Annotated in this window: 18 protein-coding genes and 2 pseudogenes; 11 read left to right on the top strand and 9 right to left on the bottom strand. The window is 71.6% G+C overall.

Annotation, left to right across the window (positions count from 1 at the left end; genetic code table 11):
- Positions 1 to 14: 14 nt before the first annotated feature.
- Positions 15 to 983, top strand: a complete 969-nt coding sequence (locus GON04_RS20960) for a Bug family tripartite tricarboxylate transporter substrate binding protein (RefSeq protein WP_157399933.1) — start codon at positions 15 to 17, stop codon at positions 981 to 983.
- A gap of 141 nt (positions 984 to 1,124) precedes the next feature.
- A complete protein-coding gene (locus GON04_RS20955; protein ID WP_157399932.1) occupies positions 1,125 to 2,051 on the top strand; it encodes a hypothetical protein in 927 nt (308 codons plus the stop codon).
- Between the two features lie 9 nt (positions 2,052 to 2,060).
- Here GON04_RS20955 and GON04_RS20950 read toward each other — a convergent pair whose 3' ends face one another.
- Together GON04_RS20950 and GON04_RS20945 are read right to left on the bottom strand one after the other, a co-directional pair.
- Positions 2,061 to 2,876, bottom strand: a complete 816-nt coding sequence (locus tag GON04_RS20950; protein WP_157399931.1) for an IclR family transcriptional regulator — start codon at positions 2,874 to 2,876, stop codon at positions 2,061 to 2,063.
- A gap of 8 nt (positions 2,877 to 2,884) precedes the next feature.
- The gene (locus GON04_RS20945; RefSeq protein WP_157399930.1) at positions 2,885 to 3,754 is read right to left on the bottom strand and encodes a carbon-nitrogen hydrolase family protein; all 870 of its coding nucleotides are present in this window, start codon (positions 3,752 to 3,754) and stop codon (positions 2,885 to 2,887) included.
- A 119-nt stretch (positions 3,755 to 3,873) separates the two neighbouring features.
- On the opposite strand from GON04_RS20945, the gene GON04_RS20940 reads away from it, so the two are divergent.
- The 5 genes from GON04_RS20940 (at position 3,874) to GON04_RS20920 (ending at position 9,139) form a co-directional block, all read left to right on the top strand.
- The gene (locus GON04_RS20940) at positions 3,874 to 4,845 is read left to right on the top strand and encodes a Bug family tripartite tricarboxylate transporter substrate binding protein (RefSeq protein WP_157399929.1); all 972 of its coding nucleotides are present in this window, start codon (positions 3,874 to 3,876) and stop codon (positions 4,843 to 4,845) included.
- Between the two features lie 20 nt (positions 4,846 to 4,865).
- Positions 4,866 to 6,083: an amidohydrolase family protein gene (locus GON04_RS20935; RefSeq protein WP_157399928.1), complete on the top strand. Its 1,218-nt coding sequence runs from the start codon at positions 4,866 to 4,868 to the stop codon at positions 6,081 to 6,083.
- Entirely contained in the window at positions 6,083 to 7,339 is a 1,257-nt protein-coding gene (locus GON04_RS20930; protein ID WP_157399927.1) for an NAD(P)/FAD-dependent oxidoreductase, read from the top strand. Before GON04_RS20935 ends, GON04_RS20930 begins: the two co-directional genes overlap by 1 nt.
- 28 nt (positions 7,340 to 7,367) lie before the next feature.
- Positions 7,368 to 8,339, top strand: a complete 972-nt coding sequence (locus GON04_RS20925; protein WP_157399926.1) for a Bug family tripartite tricarboxylate transporter substrate binding protein — start codon at positions 7,368 to 7,370, stop codon at positions 8,337 to 8,339.
- Positions 8,340 to 8,776: 437 nt separating this feature from the next.
- Positions 8,777 to 9,139 (top strand): hypothetical protein, encoded by a 363-nt coding sequence (locus GON04_RS20920; protein ID WP_181653692.1) that lies wholly within the window; start codon positions 8,777 to 8,779, stop codon positions 9,137 to 9,139.
- A 3-nt stretch (positions 9,140 to 9,142) separates the two neighbouring features.
- On the opposite strand, the gene GON04_RS20915 is transcribed toward GON04_RS20920, so the two are convergent.
- The 4 genes and pseudogenes from GON04_RS20915 to GON04_RS26895 form a co-directional block, all read right to left on the bottom strand.
- Complete coding sequence (locus GON04_RS20915) at positions 9,143 to 10,072, bottom strand: AEC family transporter (RefSeq protein WP_157399924.1); 930 nt, start codon at positions 10,070 to 10,072, stop codon at positions 9,143 to 9,145.
- 475 nt (positions 10,073 to 10,547) lie between these two features.
- Positions 10,548 to 12,212, bottom strand: a complete 1,665-nt coding sequence (locus GON04_RS20910) for a hypothetical protein (protein WP_157399923.1) — start codon at positions 12,210 to 12,212, stop codon at positions 10,548 to 10,550.
- Positions 12,213 to 12,706: 494 nt separating this feature from the next.
- Positions 12,707 to 13,729: a Bug family tripartite tricarboxylate transporter substrate binding protein gene (locus GON04_RS20905; protein ID WP_157399922.1), complete on the bottom strand. Its 1,023-nt coding sequence runs from the start codon at positions 13,727 to 13,729 to the stop codon at positions 12,707 to 12,709.
- Between the two features lie 229 nt (positions 13,730 to 13,958).
- Positions 13,959 to 14,342: pseudogene (locus tag GON04_RS26895) on the bottom strand (carboxymuconolactone decarboxylase family protein); the annotation flags it as partial.
- A 549-nt stretch (positions 14,343 to 14,891) separates the two neighbouring features.
- Here GON04_RS26895 and GON04_RS20895 point away from each other — a divergent pair.
- The gene (locus GON04_RS20895) at positions 14,892 to 15,881 is read left to right on the top strand and encodes an LLM class flavin-dependent oxidoreductase (RefSeq protein WP_157399920.1); all 990 of its coding nucleotides are present in this window, start codon (positions 14,892 to 14,894) and stop codon (positions 15,879 to 15,881) included.
- 126 nt (positions 15,882 to 16,007) lie between these two features.
- Complete coding sequence (locus GON04_RS20890; RefSeq protein WP_157399919.1) at positions 16,008 to 16,214, top strand: hypothetical protein; 207 nt, start codon at positions 16,008 to 16,010, stop codon at positions 16,212 to 16,214.
- Positions 16,215 to 16,432: 218 nt separating this feature from the next.
- On the opposite strand, the gene pncB is transcribed toward GON04_RS20890, so the two are convergent.
- The gene (pncB, locus tag GON04_RS20885; protein WP_157399918.1) at positions 16,433 to 17,629 is read right to left on the bottom strand and encodes a nicotinate phosphoribosyltransferase; all 1,197 of its coding nucleotides are present in this window, start codon (positions 17,627 to 17,629) and stop codon (positions 16,433 to 16,435) included.
- A 436-nt stretch (positions 17,630 to 18,065) separates the two neighbouring features.
- On the opposite strand from pncB, the gene GON04_RS20880 reads away from it, so the two are divergent.
- On the top strand, positions 18,066 to 18,656 hold the full coding sequence (locus GON04_RS20880; RefSeq protein ID WP_157399917.1) for a cupin domain-containing protein: 591 nt from the start codon (positions 18,066 to 18,068) through the stop codon (positions 18,654 to 18,656).
- 9 nt (positions 18,657 to 18,665) lie between these two features.
- Here the strand turns inward: GON04_RS20880 and GON04_RS27330 are convergent, their stop codons facing one another.
- Positions 18,666 to 19,130: a sensor histidine kinase gene (locus GON04_RS27330; RefSeq protein ID WP_458334852.1), complete on the bottom strand. Its 465-nt coding sequence runs from the start codon at positions 19,128 to 19,130 to the stop codon at positions 18,666 to 18,668.
- A 9-nt stretch (positions 19,131 to 19,139) separates the two neighbouring features.
- Positions 19,140 to 20,165: pseudogene (locus GON04_RS20875) on the bottom strand (PAS domain-containing sensor histidine kinase); the annotation flags it as partial.
- A 188-nt stretch (positions 20,166 to 20,353) separates the two neighbouring features.
- On the opposite strand from GON04_RS20875, the gene GON04_RS20870 reads away from it, so the two are divergent.
- On the top strand, positions 20,354 to 21,550 hold the full coding sequence (locus GON04_RS20870; protein ID WP_157399915.1) for a DNA topoisomerase IB: 1,197 nt from the start codon (positions 20,354 to 20,356) through the stop codon (positions 21,548 to 21,550).
- The last annotated feature ends 6 nt before the right edge of the window (positions 21,551 to 21,556 follow it).

The following is a 21,556-nucleotide window of genomic DNA, read 5'->3' as shown; positions in this document are numbered from 1 at the left end:
ATGGAGGTGTTCCCATGAAACGACGGCTGGCCGCGCTGCTCGCGGCGCTGACTCTCGCGATCGGTCCCGGCGCGTTCGCGCAGGACGCGTTCCCCACCAAGCCGGTGAAGATCATCCTGCCGTATGCCGCGGGCGGCGGCGGTGACCAGTTCACGCGCATGTTCGCGCAGGCGCTGGGCGACCTGTGGCAGCAGCCGGTGGTGGTGGAGAACCGGCCCGGCGCCGGCGCCACGATCGGCACCGACGCGGTGGCCAAGTCACCGCCCGACGGCTACACGCTGCTGATGATCTCCAGCACGATCGCCGTCACGCCCGCGGCTTACCCCAAGCTGCCGTACGACGTCTTCAAGGACCTCACGCCGATCGGGCTGCTCGCGCAGTCGCCGTTCATCCTGACGGTGAACCCGAACGTGCCGGCCCAGACGTTCGAGGAGTTCGTCCGCTATGGGCGCGCCAACCCGGGCAAGCTCAATTTCGGCCACGCCGGCAACGGGACCATGGCGCACCTGAGCTACGAGCTGCTGAAGGCGCGCACCGGCTTGCAGGCGACGGTGGTCGCCTACCGTGGCAGCAACCCCGCCATGCTGGATGCGCTGACCGGCCAGGTGGACTTCATCGTCGACACACCCGCCGCCATCCGGCAGCACGTCGCGGCGGGCAAGTTGCGGCCGGTGGCTGCCACGACGGCGCGCCGGGCCGCGGCCATGCCGTCGCTGCCGACGATCGCCGAGTCCGGTGTGCCGGGGTTCGACGTGTCCGTCTGGTTCGGCCTCATGGGACCGGGCGGCATGCCGCCGGGCCTGGTGCAGAAGATCAATGCCGATGCACTGAAAGCGTTCGCGGCAGCGGGCCTGGGGCCCAGGCTGGCGGTTCTCGGCATGGAGCCGTTCCCATCCAGTCCGGGCGAATTCGGCGACCTGCTGCGGCAGGAGGTCGCGAAGTGGGGACAGGTGGTCAAGGCCGCCAACATCAAGTTCGATTGACCGGGCGTCCGGCCGTCGCCGGAGCCGCCACCCACCGCGCCCGTGCAGTTCTTCAACTTCGCGCGGCGCAGCCGCAACAATGTCACAGGCGCCGCCGCCGGCCTTGGGTAGCATGGTCTGCACCAGAGGAGGAAAGGGCGCATGGCGCAGGTGCAGGTGTATCGGAGCAGCAAGGTCCTGGGTGCGGCGGCGGTGGCGGCATGCGCCACGGTGGCGGTGCTGGGGGGCGCGGTCCTGGAGCAGCAACCGCTGCTGGGCTGGGTCCTGGTCGTGTCGTTCGTCGCCGGCGGGCTGGCCGCGCTGGCGGCCCAAGTGGCCGGTGGCACGACGCTGAGCCTGGGGCGCAAGGGCCTGGAGATCGCCTCGCTGTACACGCACCGGCGCATCCTCTGGGACGACATCCAGCCGCCGGCGCTGGTGGACCTGGGCAAGGCCCGCTTCATCGGCATCCGCTGGCGGCCCGGCCGCGGCAAGCCCGGCGTGTTGCGCGCCCTGCTGGGCGTCGACCTGGCCATCGCCCCGGTCTACGGCGTCCCGCTGGCCGCCGTGTGCGAGCGCATGAACACCTGCCGGATCCGCGCGCTGGCGACCGGCCTGGGCGCCGACAGCATGCCGGCCACGTCCATCCCGGCGGCCCCCAGGACCGCCGTGGCCGCCACTCCGGCAAGGGCCACCGGTGCATCCCGGCCGGTGCGCCCCTACCCGGTCGCGCTCGGCGCCGCCCTGCTGGTGTTCGGCCTGAACATCGTGGGCCGGCTGGCGCTGCAACTGCACGGCATGCCCGTCACCATCGCGATGGCCATCGGCGCCGCCGCACTGGTGGCGATCTGGTTCGGCTGGTCGGTGGGGCGTCCTCCCACCCCGCAGGAGCGCACGCGTTTCCTGTGGGGCTACGGCGCGCTGATCGCGCTGCCCATGCTGGCGCTGTACGGCGCGGCGGCCATCAGCCGCGGCTTCGACGGCGCCGAGCTCGCCCTCCTGGCCCTGCACGCCATTGCCTACCCGGCCGCGGCGCAGTTCTTCCTGGCCGACAAGCGCATCGCCGGGCTGGTGCACCGGGGCGCCTGAGGGCCCCGGCTAGAAGTAGCGCAGCTCCTTGCCGATGGCCGCGGCGGTCTTGAGCAGCGGCGGCACCAGGCGCGCCAGCACCTCGTCCAGGTGCCAGCGCGGCGACGGCACTGCGATGTTGACGGCGGCCAGGGGACGGCCCGCGCGGTCGAGCAGCGGGGCGGCCACCGAGATGTCGCCGATGAAGGCCTCCTGGTCGTTCAGCGCGTAGCCCTGCTCGCGCGCAACCTGCAGCGCCTTGCGCAGGCCGGGCAGGTCGGTCACGGTGTGGCGCGTCATGGCCGTGCGGCGCGCCGCCTTCAGCCGTGCCAGGGCGTCCTGCGGCTCCATGTGCGACAGGATGGCGCGGCCGGCGGCGGTGCAGTAGGCCGGCAGCCGCGAGCCCACGTGCAGGTCGACGCTGACGGCGTGCACGCTGGGAAAGCGCGAGACGTAGACGATCTCCTCGCCCTCCAGCTCCATCAGGTTCACGGTCTCGGAGGTGCGCCGGTTCAGCGCCTCCAGGTGCGGCTGCGCGCGCTCGCGCACCGCGTTGGTGGCCAGCACGGTGTGGCCGAACTCCAGCATGCGGCCGGACAGCCGGAAGGCCTTGGTGGCCGGGTCCTGCCGCAGGTAGCCCAGCACCTTCAGCGTGTGCGTGATGCGCTGCACGCCGCTGCGGTCCAGGGCGGCGAGCTGGGCCAGCTCGGTCAGGCCCACCGCGCGGCCGGCGGTGTTGAGCGCCTCCAGCACCTGGAAGCACTTGGCCAGCGAGCCCATGAACAGCGGGCTGTCGGCGGCGGCGGCGCCGCGTGGGCGGCGGACCGGGGCGGAGCCGGTGGCCATCGCCAGCGTCAGGCGTCGCCGACCAGCGGGCCGTACAGGTCGGGGCGGCGGTCGCGCCACCAGGGGAACTTCTTGCGTGCCGCCGGCACCGCGTCGAGGTCGACCTGCACCGTGAGCAGCTCGGGCGCCTCGGTGCCGGCCTCCGTCACGATCATCCCGCGCGGGTCGACCACCATGCTGCGGCCCAGGTGGTGGCGCGGCCCCTCGGTGCCCACGCGGTTGCAGGCCAGCACGAAGACGCCGTTCTCGTAGGCCCGGGCACGCAACGGGATTTCCCAGATCGAGCTGCGCTGCGCCGGGTCGGCGTAGGTGGAGAAGGCGATCGGCATCACGATCAGCTCGGCTCCCTGCAGCGCGAGGGCGCGCGAGGCCTCGGGATACAGCCGGTCGTTGCAGATCTGCACGCCGATGCGGGTGCCGGCGACGGCGTAGGTCTCCAGCCGGGCGCCGGGCGTGAAGTAGAACTTCTCGTAGCTGCCGGTGCCGCCCGGCCCCTCGGTCGGGAAGTAGGCCGGGATGTGGGTCTTGCGGTAGCGGCCGGCCTCGCGGCCGTCGCCGTCGTACACGAACGCGCTGTTGTAGTAGCCGTCGCGGGCGCGCTCGGCGAACGGCAGCACCAGCGCGATGCCGTGGCGGCGCGCCTTCTCGCGCAGCCCGAGCAGCACCGGGTGGGCGTCGTGCAGGAACCAGCGGTCGAAGTCCTCCACCAGCTGGTTGGCGAAGAAGGGCGTGAGGAACAGCTCGCCGAACGTGAGCAGCTGCACCTGCTGGCGCGCCGCCTCGTCGAGCATGGCCTGGGCGGCGGCCTCGATGCCGCGCAGGTCGCCGTCGTCGACGCTGCCGGTCTGGGCCGCCGCGAGCACGAGGGATCGGGCCATGAAATTTCTCCTGGGTGGTTATCGCATGCCGATACTCTCATATTGCGTCCCGATACCGCAGGCACATAAAGTGCATCGGTCCCGCCGCCGGCCGCTGCGGCCCGACTGGAGAACCCTGCATGCAACGTCGTACTTTCCTGCTCACTTCGGCCGCCGCCGCGGTCCAAGGCATGGCCCATGCGCAGGCCGGCCCCTGGCCCGCGCGGCCGGTGAAGATCGTCATCGCCTACCCGCCCGGCGGCAGCACCGACGTGGCGGGCCGCCTGCTGGCCCAGCAGCTGGGCAACCGCTTCGGCCAGCAGGTCGTGGTGGAGAACCGCGCCGGCGCGGGCGGCACGCTGGGTGCCAACAGCGTGGTGCGCTCCGAGCCCGACGGCTACACGCTGCTGCTGGCCGCGTCGCCCGAGGTGTCGATCGCGCCCATCACCATGAAGGCCATGCCGTACGACCCGGTGCGCGACCTGCAGCCGATCACCGGCGTCGGCCAGGTGCCGTTCTTCCTGGTGGTCAACCCGGCGGTGCCGGCCCACACGCTGGAGGAGTTCATCGCCTACGGCAAGGCCAACCCCGGCAAGCTGAGCTACTCCTCCTTCGGCAACAACACCTCCAACCACTTGGCCGGCGAACTGTTCAAGTCCCTCACCGGCATCCGCAGCGTCCACATCCCGTACCGCGGCAGCGGCCCGTCCATCGTCGACCTCATCGCCGGCCAGGTCCAGTACACCTTCGACACGCCGCCGGCCGTGCTGGAGCACGTGCGGGCCGGCAAGCTGCGCGCGCTGGCGGTGGCCACGCGCCAGCGGCTGGCCAGCGCGCCGCAGGTGCCCACCTTCGCCGAGGCCGGCCTGCCATCGTTCTCCGGCGGCACCTGGTTCGGGCTGTTCGCGCCGGCCAGGACGCCGCGTGCCGTCATCGACCGCATCAACGCCGACAGCGTGGCCCTGCTGCACGCGCCCGAGCTGTCCAAGGCGTTCGCCGACCGCGGCATCGTCGCCTCGCCGCAGACGCCCGAGGAGTTCGCCCGCTTCGTGCAGGCCGAGGTGGCCAAGTGGAAGGACCTGGCAGGCAAGGTCGGCATCGTCGCCGAGTGAGCCCGCCGCAACGAGACCCCATGAGAACCCTGCTGACCCATGCGACGCTGATCGACTGCGTCGACCCGCAAGCCCGCCCCGACTGCGCCGTCCTGCTCGAGGACGGCCGCATCCGCGACATCTTCCCGGCCGGCAGCGCGCCGGCCGTCGGCGATGCCGAGGTCGTCGACCTGAAGGGCGCCTACCTGCTACCCGGCCTGTGGGACGTGCACATCCACCCCGACTACTTCCAGTCGCTCACCGACATGCCGCTGCCCGAGCAGGTGACCCTGTTCGGCCACCGGTTGCAGCAGGCGCTGCTCGAGTCGGGCATCGTCGGCCTGCGCTGCGCCGGCGCGCACCACTACATGGACGTGGCCTGGAAACGCGCGTTCGACTCCGGCCAGCACCTGGGCCCGCGCCTGTTCGCGGCCGGCCACTTCCTCACCACCACCGGCGGCCACTTCCTCACCTCGGGCCATGCGCTGGAAGTCGACGGTCCGTACGGCTGGGTGACGGCGATCCGCGAGCAGATCAAGAACGGCGTCGACCACATCAAGCTCAACCTCTCGGGCGGCATCATGGGCCCGGCCTGGGACCTGCACCGGCACTCGTTCCTGCTGCCCGACGAACTGAAGGCGGCGTTCGACATCTGCAAGCTGCGCGAGTTCAAGGTGATGGCGCACGCCACCAACCCGGCCGCGGTCAAGGCCGCCATCCTGGCCGGCGCGCACAGCATCGAGCACGGCTACATCCTCGACGACGAGTGCATCGAGCTGTTCCTCGAGCACGACGCCTGGTACGTGCCCACGCTGTCCATCAGCCACCTCACGCCTGGCCAGGCCAGCAACGACTGGGAAAAGCGCTGGGTGAAGAACCGCAACCTGGCGCAGTCGCTGTGCTGCCGTGCCGACGCGGCGTCCGACGTGCACCAGCACGGCTTCATCAAGGCCCTGAAGGCGGGCGTGAAGATGGCGCTGGGCTCGGACATCCGGCCGCTCAAGGACGCCGCGCTGCTCGAGCTCGGGCTGTGGGTGCGCGACGGCGCGACGCCCTGGCAGGCCCTGGTGGCCGCCACCCGCAACGGGGCCGCGATCTGCGGCATGGGCGAGCAGCTGGGCACGGTGGAGAAGGGCAAGATCGCCGACCTCATCGTGGTGGGCGCCAACCCGCTCGAGGACATCAACAACGTGCGCCGGCTGCAGCTGGTGCTCAAGGACGGCCGCATCGTGGCCGACAAGCGCGGGACGGCGCGCTGATGGCCGCCGCCGCACCCGGCGCTGCCGGCACCCGGCGCATCGCGGTCGTCGGCGCCGGCATCGTCGGCACCAGCATCGCGCTGGCGCTGCGCCGGCGCGGCGCCGACGTCACCCTGGTCGACCGCGACGAGCCAGGGCGCGGCTGCAGCTACGGCAACTCCGGCGCGGTGAGCCCGGCCTCGGTGGCGCCGCTGGCCATGCCCGGCGTGCTGGCCTCGGTGCCGGGCATGCTGTTCGACGACGAGAGCCCGCTCTACCTGCCGCTGCGCTACCTGCCGCAGGCGCTGCCCTGGCTGCTGCGCTTCGTCGCCTCGGCGCGGCCGGCGGCGGTCGAGGCTGCGGCGGCCCGGCTGGCCGCCATCCACGCCGGGGCGCTGGACGCCCACGAGGCCATGACGCGCGAGCTCGGCGTGCCCGAGCTGTTCCTGCGCCGCGGCCACCTGCACCTGTACCCCGATGCCAGGGCACTGGCCAAGGACGCCGGCGGCTGGCGCCTGCGCGAGGCCTACGGCTACCGCGTCGAGCGGCTGGACCGCGGCGGCATCGAGGCGCTGGAGCCCGGCGTGTCGGCCCGCTACCAGATCGGCATGTACCTGGCCGACCACGCCACCATCCTCAACCCGTTCCGCTACGTGCAGGCGATGGCCAAGGCCTATGCCGATGCCGGCGGCCGCATCGTGCGCGCCGGCGTCGCGGCCCTGCTGGCGCAGGACGGCCGCTGGCACCTGCCGGGCACTGGCGAGCCGGCCTTCGACGACGCCGTGGTCGCCGCCGGTGCCTGGTCGCGGACGCTGGTCGCGCCGCTGGGCGTCCAGCTGGCGCTGGAGAGCCAGCGTGGCTACCACCTGCAGTTCGAGGGCGGGCGCGACGTGGTCTCGCGCACCGTGGTGCTGGCCGACCGCAAGGTCTTCGTCACGCCGATGGAGGAAGGCCTGCGCGTCGGTGGCACGGTGGAGATCGGCGGCCTGCAGGCGCCCCCCGACGCGCGCCGCGCCGCCGTGCTCGGCCGCATCGCACGCGAGACCTTCCGCGGCCTGGACGACCTGACCACCCGCACCTGGATGGGCCACCGTCCCTGCATGCCCGACTCGGTGCCGGTGGTCGGCCCCGTCGCCGGGCGTCCCGGCCTGTGGCTGGCCACCGGCCACGGCCACCTGGGCCTGACCGATTCCCTGAACACGGCGCAGCGCATCGCCGACGCGCTGCTCGGTGCGGCGCCGCACACCGCGTCCCGTCCGGAAATGGCCGCGGCCTGAGCGCCGATCGTTTCTGCAGGAGTTGCCCATGCCCTTGTCCCGCCGCACCCTCGTCGCCGTCGCCGTCCTCGCGCTCGCCACCGGGTCCGCCTTCGCGCAGGCCTGGCCTGCCAAGCCGATCCGGCTGGTGGTCCCGTTCCCGGCCGGCGGCTCCACCGACATCGTGGGCCGCCTGGTGGCCGACAAGCTGGCGCAGTCGCTCGGGCAGGCGGTGGTGGTCGACAACCGCGCCGGCGCCGGCGGCACCAGCGGCTCCGACGTGGCCGCCAAGGCGCCGCCGGACGGCTACACCCTGCTGCTGGGCACGAGCAGCACGCACGCCATCGCGCCGGCGCTGTACCCCAAGCTGCCCTACGACGCCACGCGCGACTTCGTGCCGGTGTCGCTGCTGGGCACCGCCACCATCTTGATGGTGGTGCACCCCTCGGTGCCGGCCAAGTCGGTGGCCGAATTCATCGCGCTCGCCAAGGCCAGGCCGGGGCAGCTGATGTTCGGCTCCACCGGCAACGGCAGCGTGTCGCACCTGACGGCGGAGTACTTCAAGTCGCTGGCCGGCGTCGACCTGCAGCATGTGCCGTACAAGGGCGACTCGCCGATGACGCTGGACCTGGTCGCCGGCCGGGTGCAGGTGGCGTTCGGTACCGCGGTGGCCTTCCTGCCCTACGTGCAGGCCGGCAAGCTGCACGCGCTGGCGGTCACCGACGCCAAGGCGTCGCCGGTGGCGCCCCAGCTGCCCACGGTGGCGGCGTCGGGCCTGCCCGGCTTCGAGGCCCTGCAGTGGTTCGGCCTGCTCGCCCCGGCCGGGACCCCGCGCGAGATCGTGGCGCGCGTCAACGCCGAGGTCACCAAGGCCCTGCAACTGCCCGAGGTGCAGGAGAAGCTGCAGGGCCTGGGCATGCAGATCGTCGGCGGCACCCCCGAGCAGTTCGGCGCCTTCCAGCGCGCCGAGGCCGGCAAGTGGGCCCGGATCGTGAAGGACTCGGGCGCGAAGGTGGACTGAGGGGCGCGCTGCTCCCGCTCTCCTCTCGAAGTCGTCATCCCCGACATCGTCACGCCGGGCTTGACCCGGCATCCATCTCCGGAACGCGGCCGCGCCCGAGCCTTGATTGGGAGATGGATTGCGGGTCGAGCCCGCAATGACGGGGACGGCATCTGTGCCCGGCTCACCCCCGATTTCGTCATGCCGGGCTCGACCCCCGACACCGTCATGCCGGGCTCGACCCGGCATCCATCTCCGGGACGCGACGCCGCACCTGACTCACGATCGGGAGATGGATTGCGGGTCGAGCCCGCAATGACGGAGACGCACCCGAACCGCTGCAATGGCCCCAGCGGTCAACTGCCGGGTTCACGAGGCTTCTCCACGGTCGGCCTCCTGCCCGCTGGGGCAGTGCAAAACGGCCTGCGCGCGAGCCCCCCGTGTCCTACCATGGACCGATGCGAGGACCGTTCCACAAGCCGTTGTGGGTGGACGGACGCCCACCCATCGGGCTGCTGCTGGCAGCCGTCGTCCTCGCGTTGCTCGCCGCCGGCATGCTCCAGCTGGCGAGCCAGCCGCCGGTTGGACGGTTCCTCGCCCAGGTCGCCCCCAGAACCCAGCAGGGTGCGCGCGCGCAGTGCGTCGAAGGGGTCCTGCTGTCCCACGACGTGCGATGGGCCGAGGCCTGCGCCCGGCTGGAATCCAGCGGCCAGACCGATGGCCATGCCGACTGCGAGCTGCCCGACGCCGAGGCGGAGCGGCTCAACCGCCTGCTGCAGCGCGAGGAACGCGATTGCCGGCCGGCAGCTTCCGCCCGCTGAGCCTCAGCGGCCCGGTGCCAGCAGAGCCAGGGCGATGGCGATCGAGACCACGGCAGTGAAGGTGGAGACGGCGACGGCCGCGGTCACCTGGTCCTGCACCACGCCGTAGCGCTGCGAGAACAGGAACACGTTGGCGCCGATCGGCAGGCAGGCGGCCAGCACCATCACGGCGAAGGCCTGGCCCGAGAGCCCGAGTGCCAGCCCGATGCCCAGCACCAGCAGCGGGTGCACGGCCGTCTTGAGCAGGGCGAGCACCAGGGCACCGCGCCACTGCGGCCCCAGGCGGGTGTTGGCCAGCGACACGCCGACCATCAGCAGCGCCACCGGGCCCAGCGCCTGGCCGAGCAGTTGCAGCGGCTTGTCGACCACCTCCGGGATCGCCCAGCCCGTCTGGCCCCAGGCCAGCCCGGCCAGGATGGGCAGCGGCACCGGATGCCAGATGGCGCTGCGGATCGCCTGCAGCACCGCGCGGGCCGGGTGCAGGCCGGTGGGCGCCGTGCCCGGCGCCAGCTCCAGCGCCAGCGTGGCCAGCGTGAGCAGCACCAGCGAGTGCAGCGAGATCAGCGGGAACAGGTGCGCAAGGCCGGCCTCGCCCCACACCAGCCCCACCAGCGGCACGCCGATCATGAAGTTGTTGCTGAAGACCGCCGCCAGCCCCTGCACCGCCGCCGCGCGGTTCCAGCCGCGCACGGCCAGGGTGCCCAGGAAGATCAGGAGGCAGGCCCCGAAGTAGGTGGCCACCGGCGCCAGTGCGACCTGCCCGGGCTGCACGCCACCCATGGTGCGGAACAGCAGGGCCGGCGTCAGCACCAGGAAGACCAGGTTCGACAGGTCCTTCACCGCCTCGGGCCGGATCCAGCGCAGCCGCCCGGCCACCACGCCCACCGCGGTCAACAGCATCACGGGCAGGAGGGCGGAGGTGACCTGTTGCATGGGCCCGCAGTGTAGGGGCCGGCCGACGAGCCCGGCGTGCCCGCTCCCCTCGTCGCGAGCTGGGCCTGCGCTCCCGTCTGCGGGCCCGACCTGCGTTCCCGTGCGGGCTTGACCTGCGTTCCCGTCATTGCGGGCTCGACCCGCGTCCCCCGTCATTGCGGGCTCGACCCGCAATCCATCTCCCGATCGAGGTTCGGGTGCGGCCTGGTTCCGGGGATGGATGCCGGGTCGAGCCCGGCATGACGTTGTCGTCCCCGTCATTGCGGGCTTGACCCGCAATCCATCTCCCGATCGAGGTTCGGGGGCGGCCTGGTTCCGGCGATGGATGCCGGGTCGAGCCCGGCATGACGATGTCGTCCCCGTCATTGCGGGCTTGACCCGGAATCCATCTCCCGATCGAGGTTCAGGTGCGGCCTGGTTCCGGGGATGGATGCCGGGTCGAGCCCGGCATGACGAGTCTTTGGTGGCCTTGCCCTCAGGGAATCGGAATCGTCGCCGATCCCGTCGCGGGGCAGCCACCAAAGCCCGGGCCGCCGACCTCGCCGAACTCGGAGATCGTCACGCCGAAGCGGTCGCCGGCGGCGTTGGTGGAGAACCAGGCCATGGCGCGGTTCTGCCCGGCCACTGCCAGCGCCATCTCGGTGGCGTTCAGGCCGCTGTAGGTGGCCCGCCACTCGGTGCCGCCGCCGCTGCCCGTGGAGACCAGCAGGCCGCGCGAGTTCGGCACGTTGCCCAGCCGTCCGCCGGCGGTGTCGGCACGGATGTCGCGGCGGCCGATGCGGGTGTCGACGAAGGCGGGATTGATGATGCGCTGCTCCATCAGGGTCAGGGCCAGCGCCCGGCCGGTGCGCGGGTCGACCGAGCGTCCGACGACCTGCACCGTGTTGGAGGAGATGGTGGCGCTCTTGGTCACCCGGGTGTCGATCACCTGCTGCTTCTGCCCGGCGGAGAACGTCAGCGACACGATCGAGAACACGTCGATCCAGTCGCCCGCCACGATGTCGGGCGTCTGCCCGGACCAGCACACACCGCCGGGATGGTTGACCTCGAAGATGCCGCCGGCCGGCACGACGCCGCGTGCCGTACCGACCACCAGCGGGGCAGTCGCCGTGCCACGCCGCACCACCACCTGCAGTTCGGTGCCGGCCGGGAAGCCTTCGATCGACACGAAGTCGCGCTCCGGGAACACGGTGACCAGGGCCGGCTGCGGCGCGGTCGCGTCGAGCAGCTGGGCCGGGACGTAATGCACCGGCGGTTCGGGGGCCGCCGGCGGCACCGCGCCACCAGGACCGGGCGGGCAGCCGCCGATGCCGGGCCCGCCGACCTCGCCGACCTCGTAGATCGTGACGCCGAGGCGGTCGCCGGCCGCCGTGGTCTGCTGCCAGCCCATGATGCGCGTCTGCCCGTTGACCGCGAGCTGGCGCTCGGTGAGGCTCAGGCCGGTGAACACGGCCGTGAAGTTGATGCCGCCGGGGGTGTCGTAGGCCAACTGGCCGCTGCCGCCGGGAACGCCGTCGACCCGGCCACCGGTGCTGTCGGCCCGGATGTCGCGCCGGGTGATCCGGCTCGCCGGCGGGTTGCGGAAATCGGGGTTGATGATGCGCACCTCGAGGTTGGCCAGCGGGATGGGGCTGCCATCGGGCTGCCTGGCGGTTCCCTTGACCACCACCGTCCCGTTGCCCGCATCGAAGGCCTGGCTGGCCGCCACGTCCTTCGTCACCGCGGCCGCCCCGGAGCCCAGGACCACCGCCGGCACGATCGCCTGGTTGTTGGCGGTGGCGCGGTAGGTGGCCTGCACCACGTCGGCCGGGCCGATGTCGGGTGTCACCGTGTTCCAGCACACGCCGCCCGGATGGTTGACCTCGAGCAGGCCGCTGGAGTCGGTGCGGCCCGTCGCCTCGCTCAGCACGCCGCCGCGCAGCACCTGCACGAGCAGGTCGGCATTGGGCGCGAACCCCTCGATCGACACGAAGTCGCGCTGCGGAAAGATCGTGATCGCTTTGGGCAGCAACGGCGGGTTGTCGATGACCTGCGCGGACGCCGGGGCGGCCGCGAGCAGCGTCAGGGAGGTGGCCAGCGCGGCCAGGGCGGACCACGGCGCCCTTCGGCACCGTGGCAAGGAGGGGAAGGTCAGTGGCATGGCGGTTCTCCGTGGTGCACGTCCGCGGTGCGGGCTCGTGTGGTCCGGGTTCATTCGCCCGAAGCGCGGGGCAGTGTGCGATGCGGCCGAATCGTGGTGGCGATCCATTACGCGTGCTTTGCCCTTTCACGCGCGGACACCGAACCTTGCCGCCACCTGATGCAGCGATGGTCAACCGTCGGCAGGCGTGATGCGGCAAGACCCGCCGCCAGCGCGCCGTGCAATGGCAGGCGTGCTGGATGTGCGTGGAGGAGGGGCGCGCCCTCCTCATTTCTGGGGACTGCCCTGCGTGGCGTTTCCGCACGCAGCGGGCGTCGCCGCCAGGGGATTAGTTGCCGGATCTGGTCGGGATTCCCGCCATGCCGCTCACCACCTCGCCGACCGGGGCGGTGTCGTCCTGCGCAGGGTCCCGGCGCCAGGGTGGCGTCGTCGATCGGGCGGCAGGCATCGCTGCCCGCGCAGCTGAGGTTGCTACCGACACGATCCCGGTCGTTCTAGTCGGCCTTGATGTTGGCCGACTTCACCACCGCGCCCCACTTGGTGATCTCGGCGGCGATGTAGGCGGCGAACTGCTCCGGCGTGTCGCCGACCGGGATGGCGCCTTCGCCCACCAGCTTGTCCTCGACGTCCTTCTGCTTGAGGATGTCGACGATCTCGCGGTGCAGGCGGGCGACGATCTCCCGCGGTGTCCCTTTCGGCGCCACCATGCCCACCCACGAGTACGCCTCGTAACCCGGGATGGTCTCGGCGATGGTGGGCACGTTGGGTAGCGACGCGATGCGCTGCGCGCTGCCCACCGCGATGGCGTTGAGCCGGCCCTGCTGCACGTGCTGCATGACCGACGGGATGCTGCTGTACAGCATCTGCACCTGGCCGGCCAGCAGGTCGGCGAGCGCCGGCCCCTGGCCCTTGTACGGCACGTGGGTGATGCTCACCTTGGCCATGCTGTTGAAGAGTTCGCCGGCGAGGTGGCCCGAGTTGCCGCTGCCCGGCGAGGCATAGAACAGCGCGTTCGGCCTGGCCTTCGCCAGTTCCACGAGGTCGCGCACGGTCCTGGCCGGCACGCTGGGGTGGGTGACCAGCAGCAGTGGAAAGTTCACCATGTTGGTGATGGACGCGAAGTCGCGCAGCGGGTCGTACGGCAGCTTCTCGTACAGGCTGGGGTTCACCGCCATGGGGCCGGCGGCGCCCACCGCCAGCGTGTAGCCGTCGGGCGCCGACTGGGCCAGCGCCGCCAGCCCGATGGTGCCGTTGCCGCCGCCGCGGTTGTCGATGACCACCGACTGCCCGAGCCGCTCGCCGAGCTTCTGGCCGACGACGCGCGCGATGACGTCGTTGCCGCCCCCGGGCGGGAAGGGCACGATCAGCCGGACCGGCTTGTTCGGGTAGCCGGCCGGCGCCGCCGACTGCGCCAGCGCGGGCCCTGCAGCCGCCAGGGACAGCCCCGCGGCCAGCAGCTGGCGCCGGTTCGGGCCGCCGGCGGGCGCCGCGGGAGTGGGGGTGGAAGCGACGGGCATGGGCGTCTCCGGGCGGGGAATGGGATCAGGTGGCGTTGCTGCGCGGCGCGCGCTTGCCGGCGGCGCGGGCCTGGTCGGGCGGCGCGATGGTCCCGGCGGCCTTGCGGGCCTTGCCGCCCTTGCCGGCCTTACCGTTCTTCGCAGCCTTGTCGGGCTTGTCGGCCTTGGGGCCCTTGCTGCCCTTGCCGGCCGTTCCGCTGTCCGCGGCCTGGCCCGCCTTGGCGCTCTCTTCGGCGCGGATGGTGGGCAGCAGGGCGCGCACGTTGTTGAAGCCGTCCACCGCCGCGGGGCCGCCGCAGTAGATGAACGCATGCAGCAGCAGCTCGCGGATCTCCTCGTCGGTGCAGCCGTTGCGCACCGCGCCGCGCAGGTGCAGCTTGACCTCGTGCGGCCGGTTCAGCGCGACGCACATGGCCAGCGTGAGCATGCTGCGGGTCTTGAGCGACAGGCCCGGCCGGGTCCAGACGGTGCCCCAGGCGAACTCGGTCAGGATCTCCTGGAACGGTCGGTTGAACTCGTCGGCCTCGGCCAGCGATTTCTCGACGTAGTCGGCGCCGAGGACCTGCTTGCGCATCGCCAGGCCAGCCTGGAACGCGCTCGACTGCTTCTTCATGGATGCCTTTCGTTCGCGCCGCGCCCCGGCCCCCCGGCCGGCCGAGCAGTGCGCGCGGCGCGATCTTGGGTGCCGCGTGGCATGCCACCTAGCGCGGAAACCCGGATGCGGCCTGGCCATCCATTGCTCCCGGCACTGCGGGGTGACCCGCGCTCCCGTCATTGCGGGCTCGATCCGCCAGCCGAACACCCACTCGCCCCGTCATTGCGGGCTTGACCCGCAATCCATCTCCCATCCGTGGTCCAGGTGCGGCCTGGTTCCGGAGATGGATGCCGGGTCGAGCCCGGCATGACGACACTTTGGGGTCGAGCCCGGCTGGACGTCACTTGAGGGTCGAGCCCGGCTGGACGTCACTTGAGGGTCGAGCCCGGCATGACGACGTTGGAGGGCAAGCCCGCCCTGACGACATTGGAGGGCCGAGTCCGCCGTGACGGCACTTGCGTGTCGAGTCCGTCATGACGAGCGGACAAGACTAATCCATCCTTCTTACCTCGCTCCCCCCGCGCCGCCCCAGCTTGCCAATGGCGCCCGCGTCCCCACCTGACCCCGATGCCCACTGCCCTGTCCGTCCTCGACCTCGCCCCCATCACCGAGGGCAGCGATGCCGCCGCCTCGTTCCGCCGTTCGCTCGAGCTCGCGCAGCACGCCGAACGGCTGGGGTACCGCCGCTTCTGGCTGGCCGAGCACCACGGCATGCCCGGCATCGCCAGCGCCGCGACGGCCGTGCTGATCGGACATGTGGCCGGCGGCACCCGCACGATCCGGGTCGGCGCCGGCGGGATCATGTTGCCCAACCATTCGCCGCTGGTGATCGCCGAGCAGTTCGGCACGCTCGAGTCGCTCTACCCGGGCCGCATCGACCTCGGGCTCGGCCGTGCGCCGGGCTCGGACCAGGCCACGGCCCGCGCGCTGCGCCGCGACCTGGCCTCCGATCCCGACGCCTTCCCGCAGGACGTGGTGGAACTGATGGACCTGATGTCCGACCAGCCGCGCCAGACGATCCGCGCGGTGCCGGGGCGGGGGCTGAAGGTGCCGGTGTGGATCCTGGGTTCCAGCCTGTTCGGTGCCCAGCTTGCCGCCATGCTGGGCTTGCCCTATGCGTTCGCGTCGCACTTCGCGCCGGCGCAGATGCTGCAGGCCATCGACATCTACCGCACCACCTTCCGGCCGTCGCCGCAGCTGGCGCGGCCATACGTGATGCTGGGCTTCAACGTGTTCGCCGCCGAGACCGACGAGGAGGCTGAACTGCTCGCTACGTCGATGCAGCAGGCGTTCGTCAACCTGCGCACCGGCCGCCCGAGCCAGCTGCCGCCCCCGGTGCCCGGCTACCTGCAGACCCTGCCGCCGCAGGCCCGGGCCATGCTGGACGACGTGCTCTCGTGCAGCGCCATCGGCTCGCCGGCCACCGTGCGGCGCGGCCTGCAGGCGTTCATCGCGCGCACCGGCGCCGACGAACTGATGGTCACCTCGCAGGTGTTCGACCACCGGGCGCGGCTGCATTCCTACGAGCTGGCGATGCAGGCGCTGCCGCGCGATTGAGCGGCCCTGTCCGGCCACCGATGTTTCAGCGTGGCCCCAAGTGCCGGGCTACGCTTTTGCATCCCGAATCGTCTGCGCCGAGGTCGGTAACACGTTTGACTACGCGGTTGGGCCCAGACTGCCGCCATGCCGAACCAAGCCACCATCGACTCCGTCAAGGAGAAGCTGACGACCGTCCGGGCGGAAGAAGCCGAAGCGCTCCGCCGTGCCCACCACCTACGCGCCATGAGCGACTCCTATGCCGAGATCCGCGCCGCCATGCAGGACGTGAGCCGCATCCACTCGCGGGTGGAAAATCTCCAGCACGAGCTCACGGACCTGAAGCACGGCTGAGGCCGGGCATACCCCGCACTGCGGGCTGAACCTGTAAGAGGCCCCGCGCATGATTCGTGCGCCCCTCGCTGCGCGTCCGCTCGCGCAGTGCTGGCCACCGGGCGCGGCTACGGCACCTTCAAGCTCCGCCCCCTCTCCCCCCCGGGGGAGAGGGTTGGGGTGAGGGGGATCCATGCTTGGGATGACTGCGGGTGCTCCACCAACACCCACATGAAAGCTCAGGGCGTCGGCACGTTGAACACCTGCCTGAGGTACGCCAGGAACGTCTCGTCCTGGCTCTGCACCTTGCCGGGCGCGTCGGACAGCTTGGCCACGGTCTGGCCGTTGGCGACCGCCAGCTTCATCACGATCTGGATCGGCTCGTGGCCGACGTCGTTGGTGAGGTTGGTGCCGATGCCGAAGCCGGTGGGCACGCGGTCGGCGAAGGCGTCGTAGATCTGCAGCACGCGCGGCACGTCCAGGCCGTCGGAGAACACCAGCCGCTTGGTCACCGGCTCGATGCGCAGCTTGCGGTAGTGCGCGAGCGCCTTCTCGCCCCAGGCGATGGGATCGCCCGAGTCGTGCCGCAGGCCGTCGAACAGCTTGGCGAAGTACAGGTCGAAGTCGGCCAGGAAGGCGTCCATGCCCACGACGTCGGTGAGCGCGGTGCCCAGGTCGCCGCGGTATTCCTGCACCCAGCCCTCGAGCGCGGCGCGCTGGAAGTCGCGCAGGCGCACCCCCAGCGCCTGGTAGGTCTGCATGTACTCGTGCGCCATCGTGCCGATGGGAACCAGGCCCAGGTCGCGCGCGAGCAGCACATTGGAGGTGCCCTTGAACACCTGCGGCAGCCGGTCGCGCAGCATGGTCACCACCTCGCGCTGCCAGGCGCCGGAGAAACGCCGGCGCACGCCGAAGTCGAACACCTCGAGCGGGAAGTTGCGCGGCGGCTGGTCGGCCACCGCCTGCAGCGCCGCCATCTTGGCGACCAGCCGCTCGCGCCCGACCTGCACAGCCTCCTCCTGGTCGACGCGGCGGAAGTACAGCTCGTTGACCAGCGACAGCACGTGGATCTCGAAGTCCATCACGTGGACCTGCGGCCCGACCGCCCGGATGCGCAGGTGCTCGCCATCGGCCCAGGCCCGGATGAAGCGGCGCTGGAACTGGAACAGGCGCAGGAAATCGACGAAGTCCGACTTGATGAAGCGCAGGCCCGCCAGGTAGGCCAGTTCGTCCTCCTGGAAGCGCAGCGTGCACAGGTGGTCGAGCTGCTCGTTCACCTCGTCCACCAGGTGGGCCAGCGGGAAGGCCGGCTTCTTGCGGCACATGAACTCGTACTCGGCCGAGGTCTGCGGGAACCGATGCAGCATCGCCTGCCACATGGTGAACTTGTACAGGTCGTTGTCGAGCAGGCTCGTGATGATGGGACGGAAGGCCATGTGCCGATGCTAACGCCCGGCTGCGGGGCTGCTGCCGAGGCCGGATCCTCGGAGCCGTCATGCCGGGCTCGACGCGGCATCCACCTCCGGAACGAGGCCACACCCGGCCCACGGATGGGAGATGGATTGCGGGTCGAGCCCGCAATGACGGGGTCGGGGGAGGCCGTGCTCCTCCCTGAAAGTCGTCATGCCGGGCCCGACCCTATGAGTCGTCATGCCGGGCCGACCCTGTGAGTCGTCATGCCGGGCCGACCCTGTGAGTCGTCATGCCGGGCTCGACCCGGCATCCATCTCCGGAACGAGGCCACGCCCGGACCACGGACAGCAGATGGATTGCGGGTCGAGCCCGCAATGACGGGTTGGAAGGTAGGCCGGGCCCCGTATGCTGGGCGGATCTGCCAGGGGCGCCAGGCGCCCGACCGTGGAGTGCTCCCACATGGCTGCCAGCCCGTTTCCGCCCATCCACCGCGTCGTCACCGGCCACGATGCGGACGGCAAGGCCGTCGTCGCGCAGCAGGGCCCGCTGCCCACCGTCGTCGAGGTGGCCGCCGTGCCGGGCACCGTGTTCCACGAGGTCTGGAGCACGGCCGGCGCCCCGGCCCCGGTCGGCCGCGCCGGGGCCGATCCGACTCTCGGGCCGCTGGTGTTGCCGCCGCCGCGCCACGGCACCCGCATCCGCTTCGTCGACATCCCGCCCGAGACGCCGGCCTCGCTGGCCGCGATGGCGGCGCACGCGAAGCGCGCGTTCGCCGAGATCGGTGATGCCCAGGCATCGACCACCGCTGCCGGCGCGCCGCACCCGCTGATGCACCGCACCGAGACGGTGGACTACGGCGTGGTGATCGAGGGCGAGATCACGCTGGTGCTGGACGACGCCGAGGTGGCGCTGCGGCCCGGCAGCGTGGTCGTGCAGCGCGGCACCAACCATGCGTGGGCCAACCGGTCGGGGCGGCCCGCCCGCATGCTGTTCGTCCTGGTCGACGGCGCCTACGAGGCCGAGCTGCAGGCCAGGCTGGGCGCCGCCTGAGCCGCTGGTTCAGCCGCGCGGCGCCGGCAGCCGGAATGAGAACTCGGCGCCCTGGCCGGCGCCGGCGCTGTCCACCCGCATCGTGCCCCCGTGCAGTTGCACGATGCCGCGCGCCAGCGCCAGGCCGACGCCCAGGCCGCTGTCGGTGGCCGAGGCCAGGCCCGCCACGCCCTGGGCGAACAGGTCGAAGATGCGCTCGATCTCCTCGCGCGGGATGCCGCGCCCGTTGTCGGCCACCCGCACCACCACGTGCCTGCCCTCGCGCTGCGCCGCGATGCGCAGGCGCCCGCCGTCGGGCGTGTACTTGGCCGCGTTGACCAGCAGGTTCTGCACCACCTGCGCCAGCCGGGTGCTGTCGCCGTCGACGTCGAGCGGGTCGTCCTGCGGCAGGTCCACCTCCAGTGCATGGCGGCGCTGCTCGATCAGCGGCCGCACGGTCTCGATGCTGCGCTCGACCACCTGGGCGACGCGCACCCGCTCCAGGCGCAGCTTGATCTTGCCGGTGGTCAGCCGGGACACGTCCAGCAGGTCGTCGACCAGGCGGGTCAGCTGCGTGAGCTGCCGGTCGATGACGTCGCGCACCCGCACCGCGGTGGGCGAGGCCGTCTTGTCCAGCTGGAGCAGGGTGACCGAGTTGCGGATCGGCGCCAGCGGGTTGCGCAGCTCGTGCGCCAGCATCGCGAGGAATTCGTTCATGCGCTGGGTGGAGCGCTCCAGTTCCTCGAGCTTGCGCCGCTGGGTGAGGTCCTGCGTGACCTTGGCGTAGCCCACCAGGTCGCCCGTGCGGCCGTACACGGCGGTCACCACCACCTTGGCCCAGAAGCGGCTGCCGTCCTGCCGCACGCGCCAGCCTTCCTCCTCGGTGCGGCCGTGGGCGCGGGCGGCGACGAGTTCGGCGGCCGGCTTGCCGGCCTCGCGATCCGGGTCAGTGAAGAACACGCCGAAGTGGCGGCCCAGGATGTCGTCGACCGAATAGCCGAGGATGGCCTCGGCGCCGGTGTTCCAGCTGCGCACCAGGCCGGTGGGGTCGAGGATGAAGATGGCGTGGTCGCGGATGCTGTCCACCAGCAGCCGGAACCGCTCCTCGCTGGTGCGCAGGGCCTCCTCGTGCTGGCGGCGCTCGGTCAGGTCGCGGGTGACCTTGGCGAAGCCGGTCAGCTCGCCGGTGGACGGCTCGTGCAGCGCGGTGAGGACGATGTTGGCCCAGAAGCGGCTGCCGTCCTTGCGCACCCGCCAGCCCTCGTCCTCGAAGCGGCCGTCGCGTGCGGCCCGGCGCAGTTCCTCCTGCGGCCAGCCGGTGGCGTTGACCTCGGGCGGGTAGAACACCGAGAAGTGGCGGCCGACGATCTCGTCGCGCGTGTAGCCCTTGAGCTTCTGGGCGCCGCTGTTCCACGACACCACGTTGCCGTCCAGGTCGAGCAGGAAGATGCCGTAGTCGACAACAGCTTCGATGAGCAGTTGCAGGCGATGCTCGACGGGCGTCTTCGAAGGAGGGCGTTGTTCGGTCAAGTCGAGTGGCGGGTCGTGGTCGCAGGTGCTGGCAAGTCCGTGGTGCGCGCATGCACATTATCGGCCGCGCTCGGGCGGCGGTGCAGCACGACAGTGGCTTGTCGGCATCGCCGCCGGGCCATCCCCGTCCGCGTCCTACGGCTCAACAAGGCGGACTGCCGCACCATGGCGCTCCACGCAGGCAACCCATGGGCGCCACCGACCAGGACACGAGCAACGCGACGGCCGATGATCCCGAGGAAACGGCGCGGGCCGCGGGCCTGCGCCACGTCACGGATGAGCAGCCCGGCATCGCCCGCACCGCGCGTGGCGACGGTTTTGCCTATCGCAAGCCGGACGGCGACGCGGTGGCGGACGAGCGCACGCTGGAGCGCATCCGCAAGCTGGCCATTCCGCCGGCCTGGACCGACGTCTGGATCTGCACCTCGGCCAACGGCCACCTGCAGGCCACCGGCCGCGACGCCCGCGGCCGCAAGCAGTACCGCTACCACCCGCGCTTCCGCGAGGTGCGCGAGGAGACCAAGTACGAGCACATGCTGGCGTTCGCGCAGGCCCTGCCCGCGCTGCGCGCGGCGATCGCCCGCCACATGGCGCTGCGCGGACTGCCGCGCGAGAAGGTGCTGGCCGCGGTGGTGCACCTGCTGGAGACCACGCTCATCCGCGTGGGCAACGACGACTACGCCCGCGAGAACAAGAGCTACGGCCTGACGACCTTGCGCAACCGGCACGTCGCGGTCGAGGGCGCCCAGCTGCGCTTCGAGTTCAAGGGCAAGAGCGGCAAGGCCTGGAGGCTGCAGCTGAGGGATCGGCGCGTGGCCAAGGTGGTGCGGGCCTGCCAGGAACTGCCCGGCCAGCGCCTGTTCCAGTACCGCGACGACGACGGCGAACTGCGCGAGGTCACCTCGTCCGACGTCAATGCCTACCTGCGCGAGATCAGCGGCCGCGACATCACGGCCAAGGACTTCCGCACCTGGGCCGGCACCGTCATGGCCGCGCTGGCCCTGCAGGAAGTCGAGCGGGTCGAGACCCAGGCGGGGCTGAAGAAAAACGTGCGCGAGGCGATCGAGAAGGTCGCGGCACGGCTGGGCAACACGCCGGCGATCTGCCGCAAGTGCTACGTGCATCCGGAGGTGCTGCAGGCCTACGCGGAAGGTGAGCTGCTGCTGCACATCCGCGACGAGGTGGCCGATGCCCTGGCCGACGAAGGCGCGCTGCGCCTGCAGGAGGCCGCCGTGCTGGCGCTGCTGCAGGGCCGGCTGGAGCGCACGCTGGAAGGCCAGCTGGCCGGCAGCCTGGTCGCCCTGGACCCAAAGAAAAAGGGCCGCAAGCGCGGCCCTCGTCGCGAGACCGGGACCGCCCGCCCGCGCGAGCCGGCTCCGGCCTGAGCGGCG

The organism is Ramlibacter pinisoli (genome assembly GCF_009758015.1).
GTDB classification, from domain to species: Bacteria; Pseudomonadota; Gammaproteobacteria; order Burkholderiales; family Burkholderiaceae_C; genus Ramlibacter; species Ramlibacter pinisoli.
The sequence above is the reverse complement of the archived record's forward strand: the minus strand, read 5'-3'. Positions and strand labels throughout refer to the sequence as shown.